This is a genomic window from Mesorhizobium sp. M1078, from assembly GCF_040318615.1.
Lineage (GTDB): Bacteria > Pseudomonadota > Alphaproteobacteria > Rhizobiales > Rhizobiaceae > Mesorhizobium.
Map to the genome: position 1 here is coordinate 39734 of NZ_JAMYMP010000009.1, position 16786 is coordinate 56519.

Sequence of the window (16786 nt, forward strand, 5' to 3'; positions counted from 1 at the left end):
GACGGCCGCCCAAACCAACCTCCACCAGTGAAAGATATCTCATGGCTGCATCACATCAGGTTTCCAAGGTCGTTGTTGTCGGCGGCGGCATTTTTGGCGTCTCCTCGGCCGTTCATCTTGCAAGGCTCGGCATCGAGACCGTGCTGGTCAATGATGGACCGCTCGCCAAGGGAGCTTCCGGCCGCTCGCTCGCCTGGATCAATTCGGCGCGCAGGCGCTCGGCTGAATATCATCGCCTGCGCATGATCGGTATCGACCGCTACCGCAGTTTGTCGGCGCGATGCCCGGATGCCGCCTGGCTGCGTTTCGACGGTGGCCTGACGTGGGATGCGGACGATGCCTCAAACGAGATCGCCGATGTCTTCGCTCACGAAAAACGTCTCGGCTATGATGCGCAGCATCTGTCCGCGGACGCCATAAGGTTGGTCGCGCCGGGTGTCTGCGCAAGCGCTGTCACGCCTCAAGGCGCGATCTTCAACCCGGGCGAGGGCTGGGTCGACCTGCCGTCGCTGATCGAAATATTGATCGCGGAATTCGTGGAGCGGGGCGGCCAGGTGGTCACCGAGGCCGGAAGCGCTACCGTCACCGTCGCCAACGGCCGCGCCACCGGCGTCACCACCACCAGCGGGATCAGCTTCGCCGCCAACGCGGTGCTTCTGGCGACCGGTGCGGATGTGCCGCGAATGGTTGCCGTGGCCGGTCAGCGTATTGCCGATGGGACACCGATCGCGCTGCTGGTCAGCACCAAGCCAGTCGACTTGCCTCTACGCGCCGTGCTCAACACGCCGCGCGTCGCCATCCGGCCGACGCCTGATGGCGCCCTCGCGCTCGATTCTGCCTGGTCGGAAAAAGAGGTGGTAGTCAATCCGGACGGGACTTATCGCGTAAAAGCATCGACCATCCAGGGGCTTCTCGACGAAGCGTCGAATGTTCTCGACGGTCATCCGAAATTGGAATTGGAGAGCTACGGTGTCGGGCCCAAGCCGATCCCCGGAGACGGCGAGCCGGTCTTCGGCCAGTTGCGGGAGATCGAGGGGTATTACGTCGCCTTCAGCCACAGCGGCGCAACACTTGGCTTGATTGCCGGCGAACTGCTTGCAACCGAGATCGCCACCGGAACAGAGCACCCACTCCTTGCAAGCTTTCGACCGTCTCGATTTTCACTTTAGCCTGCCAATTCGCCTCGGAATGGGATGTAATGTGGCATGCTTGGAGTTTCGCTAGCCGAGACGGCGGCCGCCTGGCCGCTTACGCGCACCTGACAAGCGAATATGTTCCGGAACATTTTCTCCACGTTGAAGTTGGACAGCGCCAGGACCGTCTTTCGTCCAAGCTCAACCAGCGCTGAGAAATTCCATGACCAACCAACACCCCAAGACTAAACAGCCCACGGACAAGGATCTGCGAGACAACCCGGGAATCGGCACCTCGAAGGGCGCGGTCAAGGGCGGCGATATGCTCGACGAGAGCGATGCTCTCGATGGGGACAATACGTTCGAAGGCGATGTCGAGAACGACGTCACGCCTCAGGGCGGCATCAACCCTGACCAGACCGGACGCACGAACAAGTAGGAGGCACCTTGCCATGGCCGGCCGGAAGACCCACGAGCAGCAGCTGCGCATCATCGAAAAGCGCGAGAACTCCAGCAATGCCGGCGACGATTTCAATGCCGAGGATGAGCTGAAGACATCCAAGCAGGAGCGCGAGGCGCGGCAAGACGGCGCCAATCTACGCGACGAGGGCGTGGAATTGACCGACAAGGACGATCGCCAGATGATCCGCGGCGAAAACCAGGAGAGCGAGCACCACAAGCGCAGGCAGGACGACTAAGCCTGCCGTCTTTTTAAGGCTATCGAGGAGCCATCCCAGACTACCGGCACGCCAGGCACCGCATGGTCGAGGCGCACATCGCCCGCCGCGGTGTGCGCGACGAACGAGTCCTTTCGCCACTGAGGCGGAATCCCGCGCGAGAAATCGTCGACGAGGGGTGCGAGGAGTTCGCCTATGGGGACGGTCCGGGCGGCGTTGCGCTCTGGCTATAGGGACCTGCGAAGACGCGACCTGAACATCGGCCAGCTCTGCCGCGAGAGCTTTTGGCGATCAGACAGCCTCGGCCACTACATGCAATCCTCGGCCTCGCAGCAGTTCGATGCCTTCGTCTGTTCGATCGCACCTCGCCTGTTCAGCCGCTGACTGCCGAACAGCGCCTCATCGGGTGGTACTGACACGTTTGCCTTCGGCACCTGACTAGGCGGCCTTGCCTTCGGGCACGGAACATCTCACCGACTTTCTGGTTAGGCAGGCCGGATGTAGGGAGCTTTGCGCATGGCCACTAATTTGGAAGACGGCAAGACCGCTCAATCTTCCGACGAGTTGCATGGCGGCAATCGCGGCGGCAACAAAGACCAGCGTAAGACTGACAAGACCGCGAACAAGAGCAGCCAGGCGGCGGGATCCGCATCGCGGTAAGGACTGAGACATGCCGACCGCCGCGGACATCCTCATCGAGACGCTGATCGACTGGAACGTCGATATCATCTTTGGCCTGCCGGGCGACGGCATCAATGGCATCATGGAGGCGCTGCGCAAGCGGCAGGACCGCATCCGCTTCATTCAGGTGCGGCACGAGGAATCCGCGGCGTTCATGGCGTGCGCCTACTCAAAATGGACAGGCAAGCTCGGTGTCTGCCTCGCAACTTCCGGCCCTGGCGGCACACACCTCCTGACTGGACTCTACGATGCCAAGCTCGACCAAGCGCCGGTGCTCGCCATTACCGGCATGCAGTTCCACGACCTCATCGAGACCTTCACCCAGCAGGATGTCGACTTGACGCGCGTCTTCAGCGATGTCGCCGTCTTCAACGCGCAGGTCTCCGACGCGGCGCATATGGAAAGCCTGGCCGGTCTCGCCTGCAGGTCGGCGCTGGCACGTCGCGGCGTTGCGCATCTGTCGATCGCCAGCGATGTGCAGGAGCACACGCTCTACCAAGCCAAGCGCTCGAAGCGCAACAAACCGTCGCATACGCCGGATCGTTGGTTCGAAGGAAGCAGGCTTCCCGACGAAGAACAACTTGCGAAAGCCGCCGAGATCCTGAACGGGGCGACGAAGGTCGCGATCCTCGCCGGTCGGGGCGCGCTTGGTGCCAGGCACGAGTTGGAAGAGACGGCGGAGCTGCTTGGTGCCCCCGTCGCAAAGGCCTTGCTCGGTAAGGCTGCCTTGCCCGACGATCACCCGCTGACGACTGGCGGCATCGGAATTCTCGGCACGCTGCCGTCGCAGGAAATCATGGAGGAATGTGACGCGCTGCTCGTCGTCGGCTCGACCTTTCCCTACATCGAATACTACCCGAAGCCGGGACAGGCGCGCGGGGTGCAGATCGAGCGCGACCCGCAGCGCATCGGCCTGCGCTATCCCGTTGAGGCCGGCCTTGCCGGCGATGCCGCCGTGACGCTGCGATTGCTGAACAGGCGCCTGAAGCGCAAGGATGATCGCAGCTTCCTCGAGAAGGCGCAGGCGGGCATGCGACGCTGGCGCGAGATGATGGCGCAGTCGGAGCAAAAGGCCGCCACTTCGCTCAAGCCCCAGGTGGTTACACGCGCATTTGGGAAACGATTGCCCGATGATGCGATCCTGGTTGCCGATTCCGGCCAGAACACCGAGATGGCGGCCCGCCATATCGAGCTGCGTGACGGGCAGGCCTTCGGCGTCTCGGGCGCGCTGGCCTCGATGGCATGCGGACTGCCCTATGCGATCGCCGCGGGCCTGGCCTTTCCCGGCCGGCCGGTCTTCGCGGTCGTCGGCGACGGCGGTCTCGCGATGCAACTCGGCGAGTTCTCGACGGCAGTTCGGTACCGGGTCCCACTCAAGGTGCTCGTGCTCAAGAACGGCATGCTCAATCAGATCGCCTGGGAGCAGATGATGTTCCTCGGTAACCCGCAATTCGCCTGCGAACTCCAGCCCATCGACTTCGCCATGGCCGCCGAAGCCATGGGCGGCATCGGCTACAGCGTCTCTCGCGCCGAGGAGGTGGAAGGTGTTCTCGACGCTGCCCTGGCTGCTGAGGGTCCGGTGGTCATCGAGGCCGTGGTCGACCCGTACGAACCGATGATGCCACCGAAGATGCCACCGGATTATGCGAGAAATTTCCGCAAGGCGCTACCGGATACCCCCGGACGCGCGGAAATCGAGGCGAATGTGGCGCAAGAGCCGCTGAGGTCGATGATTACCGCCGGCGAGAAAGACTGACCACACGCAAGAAGGAGCACGAGTTGAACAAGACCGACAGCGGCACCGCAAATCGCGGTTCGCCGGACCTCATGGGCGGCGACCAAGCGTGCAAGGCCGAGGAATGGGGCGGTGGCTCGAAAGCCGCCAAGGGACCGATCACGGAACCGGATCGACACAACCGCAACTCCAACCAAAAAAGGACCTGACATGCAGGATGCCCAGCAGAAATATCCTCAGCCGCCGCTTCCCGAACAGCAGCAGGACATGCCCGGCTACACCGACGAGATGGATCCACGGCCTGACCACGGGGAGGAGAGCTATCGCGGCAGCGGTAAGCTGACGGACCGCGTCGCGCTGATCACCGGCGCGGACTCGGGCATCGGCCGGGCGGTGGCTATCGCATTTGCACGCGAAGGCGCCGACGTCATCATCTCCTACCTTGAAGAGGACGAAGACGCGCAGGAGACGGCGCGCTTGGTCGAGGAAGCGGGGCGCAAGGCGGTGCTCGCACGCGGCGACATCTCGGACGAAATCTTCGCGCGGTCGCTTGTGCAGCGAGCTATCGATGAATGCGGGCGCCTGGACATCCTCGTCAACAATGCAGCCCACCAGGCGTCGTTCGAGAAGCTTGAGGACATCAGCGCGGAGGAATGGGATCTCACCTTTCGCACCAATGTCTATGCGATGTTCTATCTGTCCCAGGAAGCAGTGAAGCACATGGAACCCGGCTCGACCATCATCAACACATCCTCGATCAACGCGACCAGTCCATCGCCGGCACTGCTTGCCTACGCCACTACCAAAGGAGCGATCGCCAACTTCACCGCCGGACTTGCAGGACTGGTAGCTGAACGCGGCATTCGGGTAAACGCGGTCGCTCCCGGGCCGATTTGGACGCCGCTGATCCCGTCGACAATGCCCTCTGAGAAGGTCAAGGAGTTCGGGAAGAACACACCGCTCAAGCGTCCCGGGCAACCGGCAGAGCTTGCAGCGACCTATGTGCTGCTTGCCTCGGAAGGATCGAGCTACACCACCGGCGCACTCTACGAGGTCACCGGTGGACGGCCGATGCTTTGAGCGAGCGTACCTGCCAGCTCCACGGCGCCCACTCCCGGTAGCACACCGACATGTGGCGAGGCTCATGCGCGATCAGGATCGCGGACAACCGCCACGTCCGCAAACTGGTCGAGGCGGATGCCGAAGCCTCCCACCAGACCCTGAACCGGAGGTTGGTAGACGGGAAGCTGACTTCACTCCGGGTTCAACCGGAGCGTCAGCTTTCGGGGAGGGGCAAACGCTGGGTGAATGTCCCCGATAGGCGCATTGCAGCCATGCCGCCGTCGCGTTGTGAGACTGATTTGGCGACCAGCAAACAGCAGCCTCTACGACTCGTCCCTCTCATCGCGCAAATTAGACACAACGCGGCGGTTCTGCGACCTGCAGGCGGAGTCGGGGCAGTCGCGGACCAGCCTGTCCTTGCCGTAGCCCTTGGCCCACATGCGGTTCCGGTCTATGCCGCCGGCGGCGAGGTAGTCCATCACCGCATCGGCGCGCTGCTGTGACAGCGCCGTTTCGCTTGCGCCGGGATCGTCGGCGAAACCCTGCAGCTTGAGCAGCCAGCGCGGATGCTTTGTCAACCAGGCGATCTGGGTGTCGAGGGTGGCCTTGGCGACAGAATCGAGCGCGGCCGAACCTTTCGTGAAGTAGGTGCGGCGGCCGACATTGAGGATAAAATCCTCCTCGCTGCCCGGCTGCACGTTCTGGAAGCCGGCAATCTCGGCGTTGGTGACGTCGGGCGTCGACGGGGCCAGCGTGTTGCTGGTCGAGCAGGATGTGGCCACAACCAGCAGGCCGGCGGCGAGCAGCCGGCGCGTGTTTTCAATCATGCGGTTCATGATGCGCCAATCATTCGACAGTGGTGGAAGCGGGCGCCTGGTCGGCGATGTGCGGCAGGACCTCCACCGCGGTGCCGATCGGGCACCGCTGGTAGAGGTCGATGATGTCTTCGGGGAACATGCGGATGCAGCCGCTGGAAGCGTCGGTGCCGATGCTCCATGGCTCCAGCGTGCCATGCAGGCGGTAGCCGATGTCGGCGCCGTCGCGGTACAGATAGAGCGCGCGCGGCCCGAGCGGATTGTTGGACGCGCCGCCTGCGACCATGGGCGGCAGGTCCGGCTTGCGCTTGCGCATTTCTGGCGGCGGGACCCATTGCGGCCACAGCGCGCGGCGATCGATCGTCGCGCGGCCGTACCATTTGAAGCCTTCCTTGCCGACGCCGACGCCGTAGCGGATGGCAGTCTTGTTTTCCATGATGAGGTAGAGGAAGTGGTGGCGGGTATCGACCACGACGGTGCCGACCGGCTCGCTGCTGAAATACTTGACGATCTGGCGATGCCATCTCTTGTCGATCTTGGCGAAGTTGGTCTTGCGATAGACGAAATCGTTATCGCTGGCGGTACCGGCGAAAAAGGATTTTGCCCCCGCGGCTTGAACAATATTGCCGGTTCCCCCGACCGCGACCAGCGCCAGACCGCCGAGCACGACACCCCTGCGTGATAAAACCATCGGCAATCCCCCATGCCTTAAGCCTGGCGAACCATAGTTGAGAATGATTTCGGCTCAAAGTGGAAAAATGGTGCAGTGGGTGGGCCGCAAGCGGTCTGTCCGCTTGACGGCAAAATAGCGACTACCCGCCGGCTCACGCCGGCGAGCTTTTTTGTGCGGACGGGAACATCCTCGCTCCAAGGGTGTTCTGTCACACCCGGCTCGTTCTTCATCGGTCGTGCCGGTGACCAAGATGTCCCCTCATTCATCATGGTCGGCCCGCGCAGCCTTGACCGCACGCGCGGGCCATCCCATCACAAGGCCCGCTGGCTCACGCTGGCGGGTTTTTCCGCGTCCATGCGCCGACACTCATCTTCGCATGCCTGTCACAACGAGCCAGGCGTATTCCAGTATCCGCGCGCGGCGAGGAGGACTTGCGACATGCCTCGCTGCGGGATTTTCGCGATGAGTCTACCTGGCTCCCGCTGAACGCCATGGCCTGACCACCGGGCGCGTTGGACGACCTTCAAGTCGAAAAAGCCCGCGGCAATCGCACCTTAGGCGAAGAGGCTTTGCTTTATTGATGCAGTTGTCATCGCATCATCATGGGTAGCAACGCGGTGTTGCGTGTTGTTGGAGAGATGGGGTTTCCCGAAAAGAATGAACATGCGCAGACAAAAGAAGCGAGCAGGATGGCCGTGAGTACATCTGCCAAATATCTATTACCTCATATGTGCTCGCTCCTCGGAAGGCGATCCCGCCACCCTCTCGACAGTGAAGATGGCGGGATCTCAACCGGCGACAAGGGACTTCGATCGACGGTCGGTTTCCAATTCGGCGTCCGGCTGCCTGTTCCGCCGTTCGGGCTTCTTCCAACCGCAATCAGACGCAAGTCCTATCCCATAAGACTGATGGCCAAATTCGGAACATCCGCTGAAGCATTGCGTTCGGCAGCGTGAAACCCAAGGCAAAGGATGACTAATCATGTCGAATTGCGAGACTGCAAAATCACATTCGTTAGGAAATCGCGTGGCTGATCTCACAGCCAAGATGCGTGAAGCGCAGATTGACGCGGGTGAAATGATGGCCTTCCACAAGGTTGCAACTATGTTGGAGGACAGCCAAGGACGTATCAATGGCGACGACTTGATCGCCGCATCCTTCGTTCTGCTGGAAGACCGGGCGCCCGAGTGACCCTGCGTTGGTCGGCTGCGATCGTTCCTCGATCAGCAATGCGAAGCCTTTTTTGTCACGGCTGGCGTCTCGCGGGACTGCGGGAATAGCTCAAGCCTAAAGGGTGCTGGCCGGGCGCCTAACAGCCAAGAGACACCGCTTCGGGATCGGCCGCCACGCGCCCGCTTTGTCCGAGGGAGGGCATTCCCTTTGAAGCCAGCTACGGCGTGTCCTCGCTATCAGTGCCATGCATGCTGGAGCCATGCATGAAGGACTGGATCTCGTTCACATCGATCTTGCCGTCACCATTCTCGTCAATGCTACTGAACATCCTGCCCACCGCGCGTTGAACCTCGTCCTCGGACACCGATCCGTCGCCATCGGTGTCCAACAGCCCGAACATCAGTCGCATGCCGGCACCGCGCATCATCTGATGATGCCAGCGTCCAGCCATTCTGTGTCCACGATCGCGGCCACCGTGGTTCTGCCAACGGTCGCCATCTTCATCGTGGCGGTCAGCATCCTCGTTGCGATCGCCTTGATAGTTGCGACTATCTTCCCCGCGGAAACCTTCTTCGGAACCGCGATCCTGCTGCATTCTCTCCCGGACAGCTTGCTCAACCATCTGGCGGATCATTTCGCGTGTTGGTGCATCCGCTTGTCCGGTCGCATCCGGCAACTGTCCGGCGGCCGGCGGTTCGGTTGCCGGAGCGGGTGCAGGTGTCGAGGGTGATGGTGTTCCGCTTGTCTGGGCGAGCGCGGGGGAGGTCAGGGCAATGAAAACGGCGGTCGCGGCCGTCGTGCTGTGTGGAAATCTCATGGCATGCTCCATCAGTGCTTTCGCTTGGAACGCCAAACTGGAGCTCGATCTGATTGTTCCCCGAAGGGGATCAGGTCACGGCGAAGTTACAGGGCATGCCCCCGTCTGAGGTAGATCAGGGTCTTCGTCAGGGAATAATTTCGGCTCTTCTTCCCTAGGCACAAGAGGAAGCCGGCGCCCATTTTTGCGGGCAATGAACGTGGACATTCGGCCTCGCCAATTTTCTGCCAGTCGATCATACCGACGCACCATTTCCCTCTGCGTCCTCTCCTTTCGTGGGACGGAAGCCGTTTCGACCGCACGCCGTCAATCGCGAATCCCGCGTCCATATGCTGCGCGGCCATGATGCATATTTTTATGTCACGGACCTCTGTCCGTCTGGACACCATGTTAGCCAGCGCTAAATCAGAGCGATGCGACGCCTACTGCTGGGACTTACAGTTTTTCTCTTTTGGACCACGTTGCTTCAGGCCGAGGCGTGGCAGCCCTTCGGCGTCCGACAGCTTGGCTTTAGTTTCGATATTCCTCCGAATTTCGTCCTGACCCAGAATTCGGAGCAGGGCGCGGCTTTTCAGGGCCCAAGAGACGCGTTTCTGGTCGTTTGGGGCGCGCGACTGGGCAAAGCAAGTTTTCGCGCCGAGATTGAACATCGCATGATCGAGGACGAAAAGGCCGGTTGGCGACTGACCTATCGGCGCCTAGCCCCGAAATGGGCCAGCTACTCCGGGGTCAAGAATGGCGAGATTCGCTACGTCCGTGCAATTATGGTCTGCAACCAGCGTGCCGCGCTTTTCACAATGAATTATCGGAAATCCGAAAAGAAACCGTATGACCCTGTTGTTGTGCGCATGGTTCGGTCCCTGAGAGCGGAAGGATGTTAGCCAGCAAAAGGCGAGGTTGCCGTACTGTGCTTCCCTCGGCTAAGGGCCCAGTCGTCAACCCGGCTCCCCAATAGCCCCGCCCAGTCACATGAAAGCAGGCACCGGCAGATATGCGGCCGAACGTTCTCACGCTGGCTCAGCCGCTCAAAGCGCATCACCGAAAAGCTGCTTGGTGCGGTCGCCAGCTAGAGCTACCACTGAGCCATTCCCGCTGCGGCTGGGTAGCGCCTCAGTTCCGTACGCGTTCATACCAAGAACGGGCGGGGCGAACGTCCTGATAGAGCTACGGCTGTAGAAGCGCGCCGCCAAACTGCGCCCACAAGCGCTCGCACTCTCTCGCCCTTAGGCTCGGGGTACCGGGCGCGCCATAGAAGACCATGGCGCCGCGAATGTCGTATCCAAGCACCGAGGCGTTGGCCACGAACTGGATGGCTCTTCCCAAGCTGGTGATGCCGATGTCGACCTCAGCTTTGTTGGTGAGGTCGACCACGCCTACTATTTCCGCATTGGCGCTCCTGCCCGCCAAAACGGCCGTCGACATCGCATCATGCACGGCAAGAAGCATTTCGGTGAGTTGCCCGGTGGAAGGGCTCTACAAACGCTTAAACGTCAGGTTTGTTCCCAACTGGCCTTGGCGGCTTTCCGACGACCAAGAATGCGACTGCGATTACGCTCAATAGAATCACTGCGAACAGGATTGCCATGATTTCCGCGCACTGTATCGGATCACTCCGCGGCGAAGAAAACCCCGCAACATATCTCAGATAGCGGCGGGTGTTCGGCTGTAAGAACCAAACTGGGTCCCGCGGCCTCTCATGTGCGCGTAGTTGACATCGTCTGCTGGACCGAACGGTCAAGCCGAAGAGCCCAGTTCCTCTCAGCATCGAGCAGTTCATTCTGCTCAATCAAGCCATTCATAAACAGCCTGAGTATATGGGCAGCTATGCGCTCTCCGTTCTGCGAAGCAAGAGGTAGGGCGCGCTCTTTGCAGACCGTGTGACAAACCTGGGCGAGCATCTCAATCTCGCTTGGCCCCAAAAACCGACCCGGATACAACATACCGTTTTCCTGTTGGAGAGTTGGAATGGCTATCCATTACGCAGGGTCACCGGCAGCCACAATCAACTATGATAGTGAGATGTCGAGTCCCGGTGGAAAAAACAGTGAGGTCCCAAAAGTGGTCGCGCTTGTCTCCGATTGACAGATGCCTCGACGCTACACCGACCAGCGCTACCGCACCCGCTTCATCGACGCGGCTTTGCAAAGGCCTATGACCAGTTCGCTACCAGCTGCCGGACCGCCCAGGCGAGCATGCCGCCGGCCATTACCGAAAGCGCGATGTCGTGGATGAGGCAGCCTTTTCCGTATACATCCAGTTGTTACGCTGCGCATCTGCTTCGGTTCGAAAACTCGCCGCGAGCCTGGCGTGCTCGCGTGTCCGGGCCGAAAACGCCTTCACAGCCCATATGTTGATAACGACATTGATGAGGCTGCCGCCGACCTCGTTGGCATAGGATGCTTCCCGGCAAGGGCATCGACCAATGCCCCGGGGCCGACCAGCACGAACCTGCGGGGGCTTTCCCGGAACAAAGCGTCGACGATCCGGTTCGGCAGGGAAGCGGCCAAAATTCATGCCATCGGAGATGCCGAGGCAGATGACAGATGAAAGGGAAGCTGAAGATGACGAAGTCTCGCGACCGCACCGTTCCCGGCGACGGCAAGATCGAAACCGGCCCGAACACATCTCCGCAACAGGATCCGGCAGAGGGGTCGCGCGAGACAATCGATCGCGAACTCGAGCGGACAGACGACGATAATAATTCCGACGAAGCGGAACGCTTGCGCCGAGACCTGCGGAAAGGGGTGGCGGAAGAGACCGAGCTTCCCGAACGCGGCTCGGCCTGAGGATCGCCGGAACCTGGCCAAGGTAAGAGACATGGAAGGCTAGACGCCTGGTCGCATCGCTGCTTGCTTCCTGCCGTTAACGCACCGGCCACACAACCATGCGCGGCGGTGATCCAGGCGACGGCGAGAACGGCCACTCGACGGTCCACTCTGTTCCAGCAAAGTCGGCTCCCCGAGAGCAACCACCTCTGGCGTTAGGGCCCGACGAGATGCCACCTGTCCAGGTCGCATGGCGCCAGGGTTCGGAAATCTCTATCAGGCTGCGCCGACCTCCTGGCTGCGCTGCGAGCGGGCGCGGTCGCGGGCTGCGGCAGTGCCTCCGGGAAAGCCGCTTCGATCGCTGTAGTCGCGTGGCTTGGTCCTGCTCCGAGAGTGGCGCGCGGTCACGCTTTTCGCACCGATGATGTCGAGCAATGTGATGCCGGCGACCATGGCAAGCGCAAGGCCTACATTATCGCGCTTTGGGTTGCCATGCCGATATGCTGTCAGCAATGTCGCGATATCCAGGCCGTCGCCGGCCACCCGGCTCCAAAGCCCGGCCTGCTTGTCCACTGAAAGCGAGAGTATGCCGCTGCTTATTTCCCGCGCCCCATAAGCGCGGATCAGATCTTCCTTGCCGCGCATGCCGAGCGCGCCGGCAATCCGTTCGGCGCCAACCAGCTCGGCGACGCCAAGCGCGATGCTGAACCAGCCGAGCTTGCGGGCAAGGCCATCGGAGGCCGCGACCGCACTCTGCCCAGTCTTCAGCACTTTGGGATCGCCAGGCGATCGGGTGATGTTGGTAAGTTTGGCAATCACGTTCATGACGATTTCCCTACGGTTTCAGTACAACCTTGATGCAACTGTCCTGCTTGTCGCGAAACACCTTGTACATCTCGGGTCCCTGCTCGAGCCCCACGGTATGGGTGATGACGAAGGATGGGTCGATCTGGCCATCTTCGATGCGGCGCAACAGATCCTCGGTCCAACGGTTGACATGGGTCTGCCCCATTCGGAAGGTGAGCCCCTTGTTCATTGCCTGTCCCATCGGAATCTTGTCGACCAGCCCGCTGTAGACGCCGGGGATCGAGATCACGCCGGCCGGCCGGCAGACATAGATCATCTCACGCAGAACGTGCGGTCGATCATTTTCCATCAGCATCAACTGCTTTGCGCGATCGTAGACGGTATCGGGCTGGGCCAGCGAGACGTGGCTTTCCATGCCGACGCAATCGATGCACTTCTCCGGGCCCTTTCCGCCGGTGAGTTCCCGCAGTCGTTCGACGACACTTTCCTCGGCGAAATTGATGGCGATGGCGCCGCCGGCCGCGGCCATGGAAAGCCGTTCCGGCAGGCAATCGATCGCCACCACCTGTTTGGCGCCGAGCAGCAGGGCGCTGCGTATGGCCATCTGCCCGACTGGGCCGCAGCCCCACACCGCAACCGTATCGGTGGGCTCAATGTCGCACTGTGCCGCCGCCTGCCATCCGGTAGGAAAAATATCGCCGAGGAAGAGAACCTGCTCGTCGGTAAGGCTGTCAGGCACCTTTACGTGCGTGGCATCGGCGAACGGCACACGCATGTATTCCGCCTGTCCCCCGGGATAGCCGCCGGTCAAATGAGTGTAGCCGAACAGACCCGCGGTGGTGTGCCCGAACACCTTGTCACCGAGATTCTTCTTGCGGTTTGTGCGTTCGCAAACCGAAAAGTTCTGTCGCTTGCACTGGTCGCACTCACCGCAGATTATGGTGAACGGCACGACGATGCGGTCTCCCTCCTTCAGAGCGCCGTTGACGCCCTTGCCGACCTCGACGACCTCTCCCATCATCTCGTGGCCCATGATGTCGCCGGGCAGCATGGCTGGCACATAGTTGTGGTAGAGGTGAAGGTCGGAGCCGCATATGGCACAACTCGTCACCTTGATGATCGCGTCACGTTCATCCTCAATTTCCGGGTCCGAAACCTGATCGCAGCGTATGTCTTCCTTGCCGTGCCAGACCAACGCTCGCATAGCTTGCTCCTATTTTCGCAAGATCTGTGGGTAGGGACCTCGCGCCTGTCCTAAGCGGGCCGATGCCTGGTTGGATCGACTGTGCCGCTGCTTGTCGAACCACAGGGGCGGACCGATGTTCCGGGAGCTCGAGAGAATTTTTGGGCCATTCCAGAGCCGCACCTTGGAAGGATCTGTCGCGGGCACCAGCGGCCTTCCCCGGGGCGCGTCGGGCACGAGCCGCTGGAGCCCGACCCACGAATGGACGTACTCAAGTGTACCAAAAACGTTCCGTTCGCAGGTGTCCTTCGCGGCGGCTGACACGTCATCTGCTCGATTCTGGCGTCCGTAACCGGCATTCTCTTCCTCGCCCGCACAGGGTCGGCCGAAGCAGCGCTGTGACCGGAGCAGGTAGGAGATGCCGCTCACCGGCGGGCGCGCAGCCCGACCGACGCGATCGACATGAGGTGGATGGGCGCCATCGCGACGGCGGCTCTAGCGGAGTATTTCGCAGAAATACAATGATTAGCGGGCAGGGCGGACTGCTAGCCGTGCGCAGCGATGAACATGGCGACGGCCGACCGGCAATAGGATTCGATTTCGTTGTCGTCCGCTGCTCTCGCGTCATCGAAGCGTGCGATAATCAGGAGATCGGATCCTTTGAAAAGCGCGGCAAACAAGCGGGCGGACCGGAGAGGATCGGGCACGTTCAGAACCGCCTTCGCGTGCAACTGACGCAACAGGGCCTCGATTTGGGCGATGACATTGGCGGGGCCGGCTTCGTAATGGAGCTTGCTTAACGACTTTGGATTCGTCTGGTCGGCCATGACCATGGCTTCGACACTGCGGACATCTGATCTCAACAGCGTGCGAAGTAGGGATGATCCCACCGCCATGAGCTGATCCTCGACCGAACCGCCGACGCCTTCAAGAAGGGCCTGTGGTGCAAGCAACTGATGGCAGCCGGACGCGATGGCCGCGCTGAACAGCGCCTCCTTGTTCTCGAAGTGCCGATAGATGCTGAGTTTGGATATCTTCGCCCGCTGGGCGACCTTGTCCAATGTGGTCGCTTGAAAACCCAATTCCACAAAGAGTTCGGACGCAGCGTCGAGTATCGTTTGGCCAAGCGCCTCGTTGGCGGGCCGGCCGCGCCGGCCCTGGCTATTTTCGGTCACGACAATTCCAGTCCTTGACAGTATCCTAATTCTTGGATTACGATACCATGTAGTTTCTGAAATGCGCAAGCCGATGTTTCAACCAGGTCCAACCAGCCCCTCATCCACAACACGGAGCCCATTATGGATGACGTCATCATCATCGGCGGCAGCTTTGCCGGTCTCGCCGGTGCCCTGCAACTCGGCCGTGCTCGCCGCAAGGTCACCGTTCTCGATACCGGCTTGCCACGCAACCGCTTCGCCGGCCACTCGCATGGCCTGCTCGGCCACGATCACAAGCCACCGCTGGAGATCCTGGCCGAGGCGCGGCGGCAGCTGGCGCGCTATCCCACGATCAGGCTGGTCAATGCCCGGGCCGACAGCCTCTCCGGGGCCATCGACGATTTCTCCGTCCTCACTGGCGATGGCGGAAGCCTCGGCGCGCGCCGGCTGATCCTGAGCTATGGCGTCGCCGACCAGATGCCTGATGTTCCGGGCTTTGCCGAAGGTTGGGGCACGTCCATCGTGCCCTGCCCCTATTGCGACGGCTTTGAAGTCGCCGGCCAGCATTGGGGCCTCGTCTGGTCCGGCCCACAGTCGATGAATCAGGTCAGGCTGTTCCACGATTGGACCGACAGGTTGACGGTCTTCGCTGATGGTCACGACATTCCGCCCGATATCCGGGCCGGTCTGGCGCGCCGCAACATACCTGTCGTCGACGGCCGGATCAGCGAGATCGCCCATCACGGGGGGCATAACGCCACCGTCAAGCTCGATACCGGCCCCAAGGTCGCGGTCGACATCCTGTTCGCGCATCCGCGCAACAAGCCGTCCGCAAGCCTGCACGAATCACTGGGCCTCGCCACGGTCGATACGCCCCTCGGCGTAATCCTCAAGGTCGACGAGCGCCGCGAAACCAGCATGCCCGGCATCTACGCCGCGGGCGACCTCGCCAACCCCCTCACGCCGCCATCGGTCACCCTGGCAATATCGCACGGCGCGACGGCTGGGATCTCCGCCCAGCAGTCGATGCTGGTTTGAGAGCGCAGATTCCCTTCTCCGGTTGCCGCAGGCTATCATATTCTGAAGGCGAGGTTACGGAACGCCGGCCCGCTCTCCCCTGAGGGGCATCTTTGGCCGGTTGGCTTTGAGAACTCAACTGGGCTGCCTGCATGACGGCGATCGCCGACATCGGTTATCAAGCTCAATCACGCTGGAAAGCATGAACCACGTCGACGTCGACATCGCCGGCGGGCTTACGGTATGGCGACCGGTGGCGGAAGATTTGCCACCGCTGTCGGCACCTCGATGCTGCGACGCTACTTTGAAGAACGGTCGCGCCCAGCAGCGCTTCTGGCGGAAGTCTCAGGCGGCCACGACGCGGGCCAGCAGTGACGCGGCCTCGGTACCAGCCAAGCCAAGGTCACGGACGCTGCTCATGTGATTGGCCCCACCAAGGGTGGTGCGCGAAACAGTCAGTCCCTGTGTGTCAAGGTGGTCCGTGAAGAGTGCGGCCTGGCTGTGGAACGGCGGCGTTTCATCGGCGCCGACCGAGATATCTACGCCCACGGATGGATCGAAGCTGTGGTCGATCGGCGAGAATCGGCCGGCCTCCTCGTCGGTGATCGCGATCTCCGCGGCAAGGAACGACATCTGCAATGGCTTCAGGTCGTAAAGGCCGCCAAGCAGCAGCGCAGCTTTGATGCCGGAAGGCCGCTCGTCACCGTCGAAAAGCATTGTTGCCAGATGCGCACCGGCGGAATGACCGCTGACGGTCAGCAGGCCGGGATTGCCGCCATGGTGTGCGACATTGTCAAATACCCATCGCTTGGCGCGGCGCACCTGGTCGACGATCCTGGCCATCCTGACGGTCGGCATCAGCGCGTAGTCGACAATGACCGCGATCGCACCTGCGTTCGTAACGGTCTCGGCGACGTAGGAATAGTCGCGCTTGGAGAACATGCGCCAATAGCCCCCGTGGATGAACATGTGCACCGGCAGGCGGTCCCGTTTGCCCTCGGGAAAGAACAGATCCATGGTTTCGGTGCGTCAGCCCCGTAGGCGACATCGGCGACCACGGGAACGTTCGCCCTGGTCTCCTCGCTTCTGCG

At 61.5% G+C, this 16786-nt stretch carries 20 protein-coding genes; 12 read left to right on the forward strand and 8 right to left on the reverse strand.

The features are described 5' to 3' along the window. The first annotated feature begins 41 nt into the window (after window positions 1-41). The 8 genes from NKH38_RS14410 to NKH38_RS14445 all read left to right on the forward strand — a co-directional run bounded on the left by NKH38_RS14410 (window position 42) and on the right by NKH38_RS14445 (window position 5306). A complete protein-coding gene (locus NKH38_RS14410) occupies window positions 42-1169 on the forward strand; it encodes an NAD(P)/FAD-dependent oxidoreductase (protein WP_023707236.1) in 1128 nt (375 codons plus the stop codon). A gap of 187 nt (window positions 1170-1356) precedes the next feature. After that, on the forward strand, window positions 1357-1572 hold the full coding sequence (locus NKH38_RS14415) for a hypothetical protein (protein ID WP_023686879.1): 216 nt from the start codon (window positions 1357-1359) through the stop codon (window positions 1570-1572). A 13-nt stretch (window positions 1573-1585) separates the two neighbouring features. Beyond that, window positions 1586-1831 (forward strand): hypothetical protein, encoded by a 246-nt coding sequence (locus NKH38_RS14420; RefSeq protein ID WP_023707235.1) that lies wholly within the window; start codon window positions 1586-1588, stop codon window positions 1829-1831. Window positions 1832-2005: 174 nt separating this feature from the next. Continuing rightward, window positions 2006-2194, forward strand: a complete 189-nt coding sequence (locus NKH38_RS14425) for a hypothetical protein (protein ID WP_023707234.1) — start codon at window positions 2006-2008, stop codon at window positions 2192-2194. A 132-nt stretch (window positions 2195-2326) separates the two neighbouring features. Further along, window positions 2327-2470 carry a hypothetical protein gene (locus tag NKH38_RS14430; RefSeq protein ID WP_023686882.1) on the forward strand — a complete coding sequence of 48 codons (144 nt, stop codon included), beginning with the start codon at window positions 2327-2329 and terminating at the stop codon, window positions 2468-2470. A 10-nt stretch (window positions 2471-2480) separates the two neighbouring features. After that, a complete protein-coding gene (locus tag NKH38_RS14435; RefSeq protein ID WP_023710085.1) occupies window positions 2481-4247 on the forward strand; it encodes a thiamine pyrophosphate-dependent enzyme in 1767 nt (588 codons plus the stop codon). Window positions 4248-4270: 23 nt separating this feature from the next. Beyond that, window positions 4271-4435: a hypothetical protein gene (locus NKH38_RS14440; protein WP_023710084.1), complete on the forward strand. Its 165-nt coding sequence runs from the start codon at window positions 4271-4273 to the stop codon at window positions 4433-4435. 1 nt (window position 4436) lies between these two features. Continuing rightward, window positions 4437-5306, forward strand: coding sequence for an SDR family oxidoreductase (locus NKH38_RS14445; RefSeq protein WP_023707232.1), 870 nt, complete (start codon window positions 4437-4439; stop codon window positions 5304-5306). A gap of 305 nt (window positions 5307-5611) precedes the next feature. On the opposite strand, the gene NKH38_RS14450 is transcribed toward NKH38_RS14445, so the two are convergent. Further along, on the reverse strand, window positions 5612-6124 hold the full coding sequence (locus tag NKH38_RS14450; protein ID WP_023667764.1) for an OmpA family protein: 513 nt from the start codon (window positions 6122-6124) through the stop codon (window positions 5612-5614). A gap of 10 nt (window positions 6125-6134) precedes the next feature. After that, window positions 6135-6794 carry a L,D-transpeptidase gene (locus NKH38_RS14455; RefSeq protein ID WP_023818612.1) on the reverse strand — a complete coding sequence of 220 codons (660 nt, stop codon included), beginning with the start codon at window positions 6792-6794 and terminating at the stop codon, window positions 6135-6137. A 1008-nt stretch (window positions 6795-7802) separates the two neighbouring features. Here NKH38_RS14455 and NKH38_RS14460 point away from each other — a divergent pair. After that, on the forward strand, window positions 7803-7967 hold the full coding sequence (locus NKH38_RS14460; protein ID WP_023667766.1) for a hypothetical protein: 165 nt from the start codon (window positions 7803-7805) through the stop codon (window positions 7965-7967). A gap of 199 nt (window positions 7968-8166) precedes the next feature. On the opposite strand, the gene NKH38_RS14465 is transcribed toward NKH38_RS14460, so the two are convergent. Beyond that, window positions 8167-8766, reverse strand: a complete 600-nt coding sequence (locus tag NKH38_RS14465) for an EF-hand domain-containing protein (protein WP_352763118.1) — start codon at window positions 8764-8766, stop codon at window positions 8167-8169. Window positions 8767-9227: 461 nt separating this feature from the next. On the opposite strand from NKH38_RS14465, the gene NKH38_RS14470 reads away from it, so the two are divergent. Beyond that, window positions 9228-9647, forward strand: a complete 420-nt coding sequence (locus tag NKH38_RS14470) for a hypothetical protein (RefSeq protein ID WP_245270154.1) — start codon at window positions 9228-9230, stop codon at window positions 9645-9647. Window positions 9648-9930: 283 nt separating this feature from the next. Here NKH38_RS14470 and NKH38_RS14475 read toward each other — a convergent pair whose 3' ends face one another. Then, window positions 9931-10188 carry a hypothetical protein gene (locus NKH38_RS14475; RefSeq protein ID WP_245260390.1) on the reverse strand — a complete coding sequence of 86 codons (258 nt, stop codon included), beginning with the start codon at window positions 10186-10188 and terminating at the stop codon, window positions 9931-9933. 1139 nt (window positions 10189-11327) lie between these two features. On the opposite strand from NKH38_RS14475, the gene NKH38_RS14480 reads away from it, so the two are divergent. Then, window positions 11328-11552 carry a hypothetical protein gene (locus tag NKH38_RS14480; protein ID WP_155922421.1) on the forward strand — a complete coding sequence of 75 codons (225 nt, stop codon included), beginning with the start codon at window positions 11328-11330 and terminating at the stop codon, window positions 11550-11552. A gap of 255 nt (window positions 11553-11807) precedes the next feature. Here NKH38_RS14480 and NKH38_RS14485 read toward each other — a convergent pair whose 3' ends face one another. The 3 genes from NKH38_RS14485 to NKH38_RS14495 all read right to left on the reverse strand — a co-directional run bounded on the left by NKH38_RS14485 (window position 11808) and on the right by NKH38_RS14495 (window position 14696). After that, window positions 11808-12356: a hypothetical protein gene (locus NKH38_RS14485; protein ID WP_023729135.1), complete on the reverse strand. Its 549-nt coding sequence runs from the start codon at window positions 12354-12356 to the stop codon at window positions 11808-11810. Window positions 12357-12366: 10 nt separating this feature from the next. Next, on the reverse strand, window positions 12367-13542 hold the full coding sequence (locus NKH38_RS14490) for a zinc-dependent alcohol dehydrogenase (protein ID WP_023682758.1): 1176 nt from the start codon (window positions 13540-13542) through the stop codon (window positions 12367-12369). 524 nt (window positions 13543-14066) lie between these two features. Next, window positions 14067-14696, reverse strand: coding sequence for a TetR/AcrR family transcriptional regulator (locus NKH38_RS14495; RefSeq protein WP_023729136.1), 630 nt, complete (start codon window positions 14694-14696; stop codon window positions 14067-14069). Window positions 14697-14819: 123 nt separating this feature from the next. On the opposite strand from NKH38_RS14495, the gene NKH38_RS14500 reads away from it, so the two are divergent. After that, on the forward strand, window positions 14820-15716 hold the full coding sequence (locus NKH38_RS14500; protein WP_023729137.1) for an NAD(P)/FAD-dependent oxidoreductase: 897 nt from the start codon (window positions 14820-14822) through the stop codon (window positions 15714-15716). A 324-nt stretch (window positions 15717-16040) separates the two neighbouring features. Here the strand turns inward: NKH38_RS14500 and NKH38_RS14505 are convergent, their stop codons facing one another. After that, entirely contained in the window at window positions 16041-16712 is a 672-nt protein-coding gene (locus NKH38_RS14505) for an alpha/beta hydrolase (protein WP_502896634.1), read from the reverse strand. Window positions 16713-16786 lie beyond the last annotated feature (74 nt).

Excerpts from the sequence above, each read along its gene's own strand:
- NKH38_RS14410 (WP_023707236.1), top strand. The coding sequence starts at position 42 with ATGGCTGCATCACATCAGGTTTCCAAGGTCGTTGTTGTCGGCGGCGGC.
- NKH38_RS14415 (WP_023686879.1), top strand. The coding sequence starts at position 1,357 with ATGACCAACCAACACCCCAAGACTAAACAGCCCACGGACAAGGATCTG.
- NKH38_RS14420 (WP_023707235.1), top strand. The coding sequence starts at position 1,586 with ATGGCCGGCCGGAAGACCCACGAGCAGCAGCTGCGCATCATCGAAAAG.
- NKH38_RS14425 (WP_023707234.1), top strand. The coding sequence starts at position 2,006 with ATGGGGACGGTCCGGGCGGCGTTGCGCTCTGGCTATAGGGACCTGCGA.
- NKH38_RS14430 (WP_023686882.1), top strand. The coding sequence starts at position 2,327 with ATGGCCACTAATTTGGAAGACGGCAAGACCGCTCAATCTTCCGACGAG.
- NKH38_RS14435 (WP_023710085.1), top strand. The coding sequence starts at position 2,481 with ATGCCGACCGCCGCGGACATCCTCATCGAGACGCTGATCGACTGGAAC.
- NKH38_RS14445 (WP_023707232.1), top strand. The coding sequence starts at position 4,437 with ATGCAGGATGCCCAGCAGAAATATCCTCAGCCGCCGCTTCCCGAACAG.
- NKH38_RS14450 (WP_023667764.1), bottom strand. The coding sequence starts at position 6,124 with ATGAACCGCATGATTGAAAACACGCGCCGGCTGCTCGCCGCCGGCCTG.
- NKH38_RS14455 (WP_023818612.1), bottom strand. The coding sequence starts at position 6,794 with ATGGTTTTATCACGCAGGGGTGTCGTGCTCGGCGGTCTGGCGCTGGTC.
- NKH38_RS14465 (WP_352763118.1), bottom strand. The coding sequence starts at position 8,766 with ATGAGATTTCCACACAGCACGACGGCCGCGACCGCCGTTTTCATTGCC.
- NKH38_RS14475 (WP_245260390.1), bottom strand. The coding sequence starts at position 10,188 with ATGTCGACGGCCGTTTTGGCGGGCAGGAGCGCCAATGCGGAAATAGTA.
- NKH38_RS14480 (WP_155922421.1), top strand. The coding sequence starts at position 11,328 with ATGACGAAGTCTCGCGACCGCACCGTTCCCGGCGACGGCAAGATCGAA.
- NKH38_RS14485 (WP_023729135.1), bottom strand. The coding sequence starts at position 12,356 with ATGAACGTGATTGCCAAACTTACCAACATCACCCGATCGCCTGGCGAT.
- NKH38_RS14490 (WP_023682758.1), bottom strand. The coding sequence starts at position 13,542 with ATGCGAGCGTTGGTCTGGCACGGCAAGGAAGACATACGCTGCGATCAG.
- NKH38_RS14500 (WP_023729137.1), top strand. The coding sequence starts at position 14,820 with ATGGATGACGTCATCATCATCGGCGGCAGCTTTGCCGGTCTCGCCGGT.
- NKH38_RS14505 (WP_502896634.1), bottom strand. The coding sequence starts at position 16,712 with ATGGATCTGTTCTTTCCCGAGGGCAAACGGGACCGCCTGCCGGTGCAC.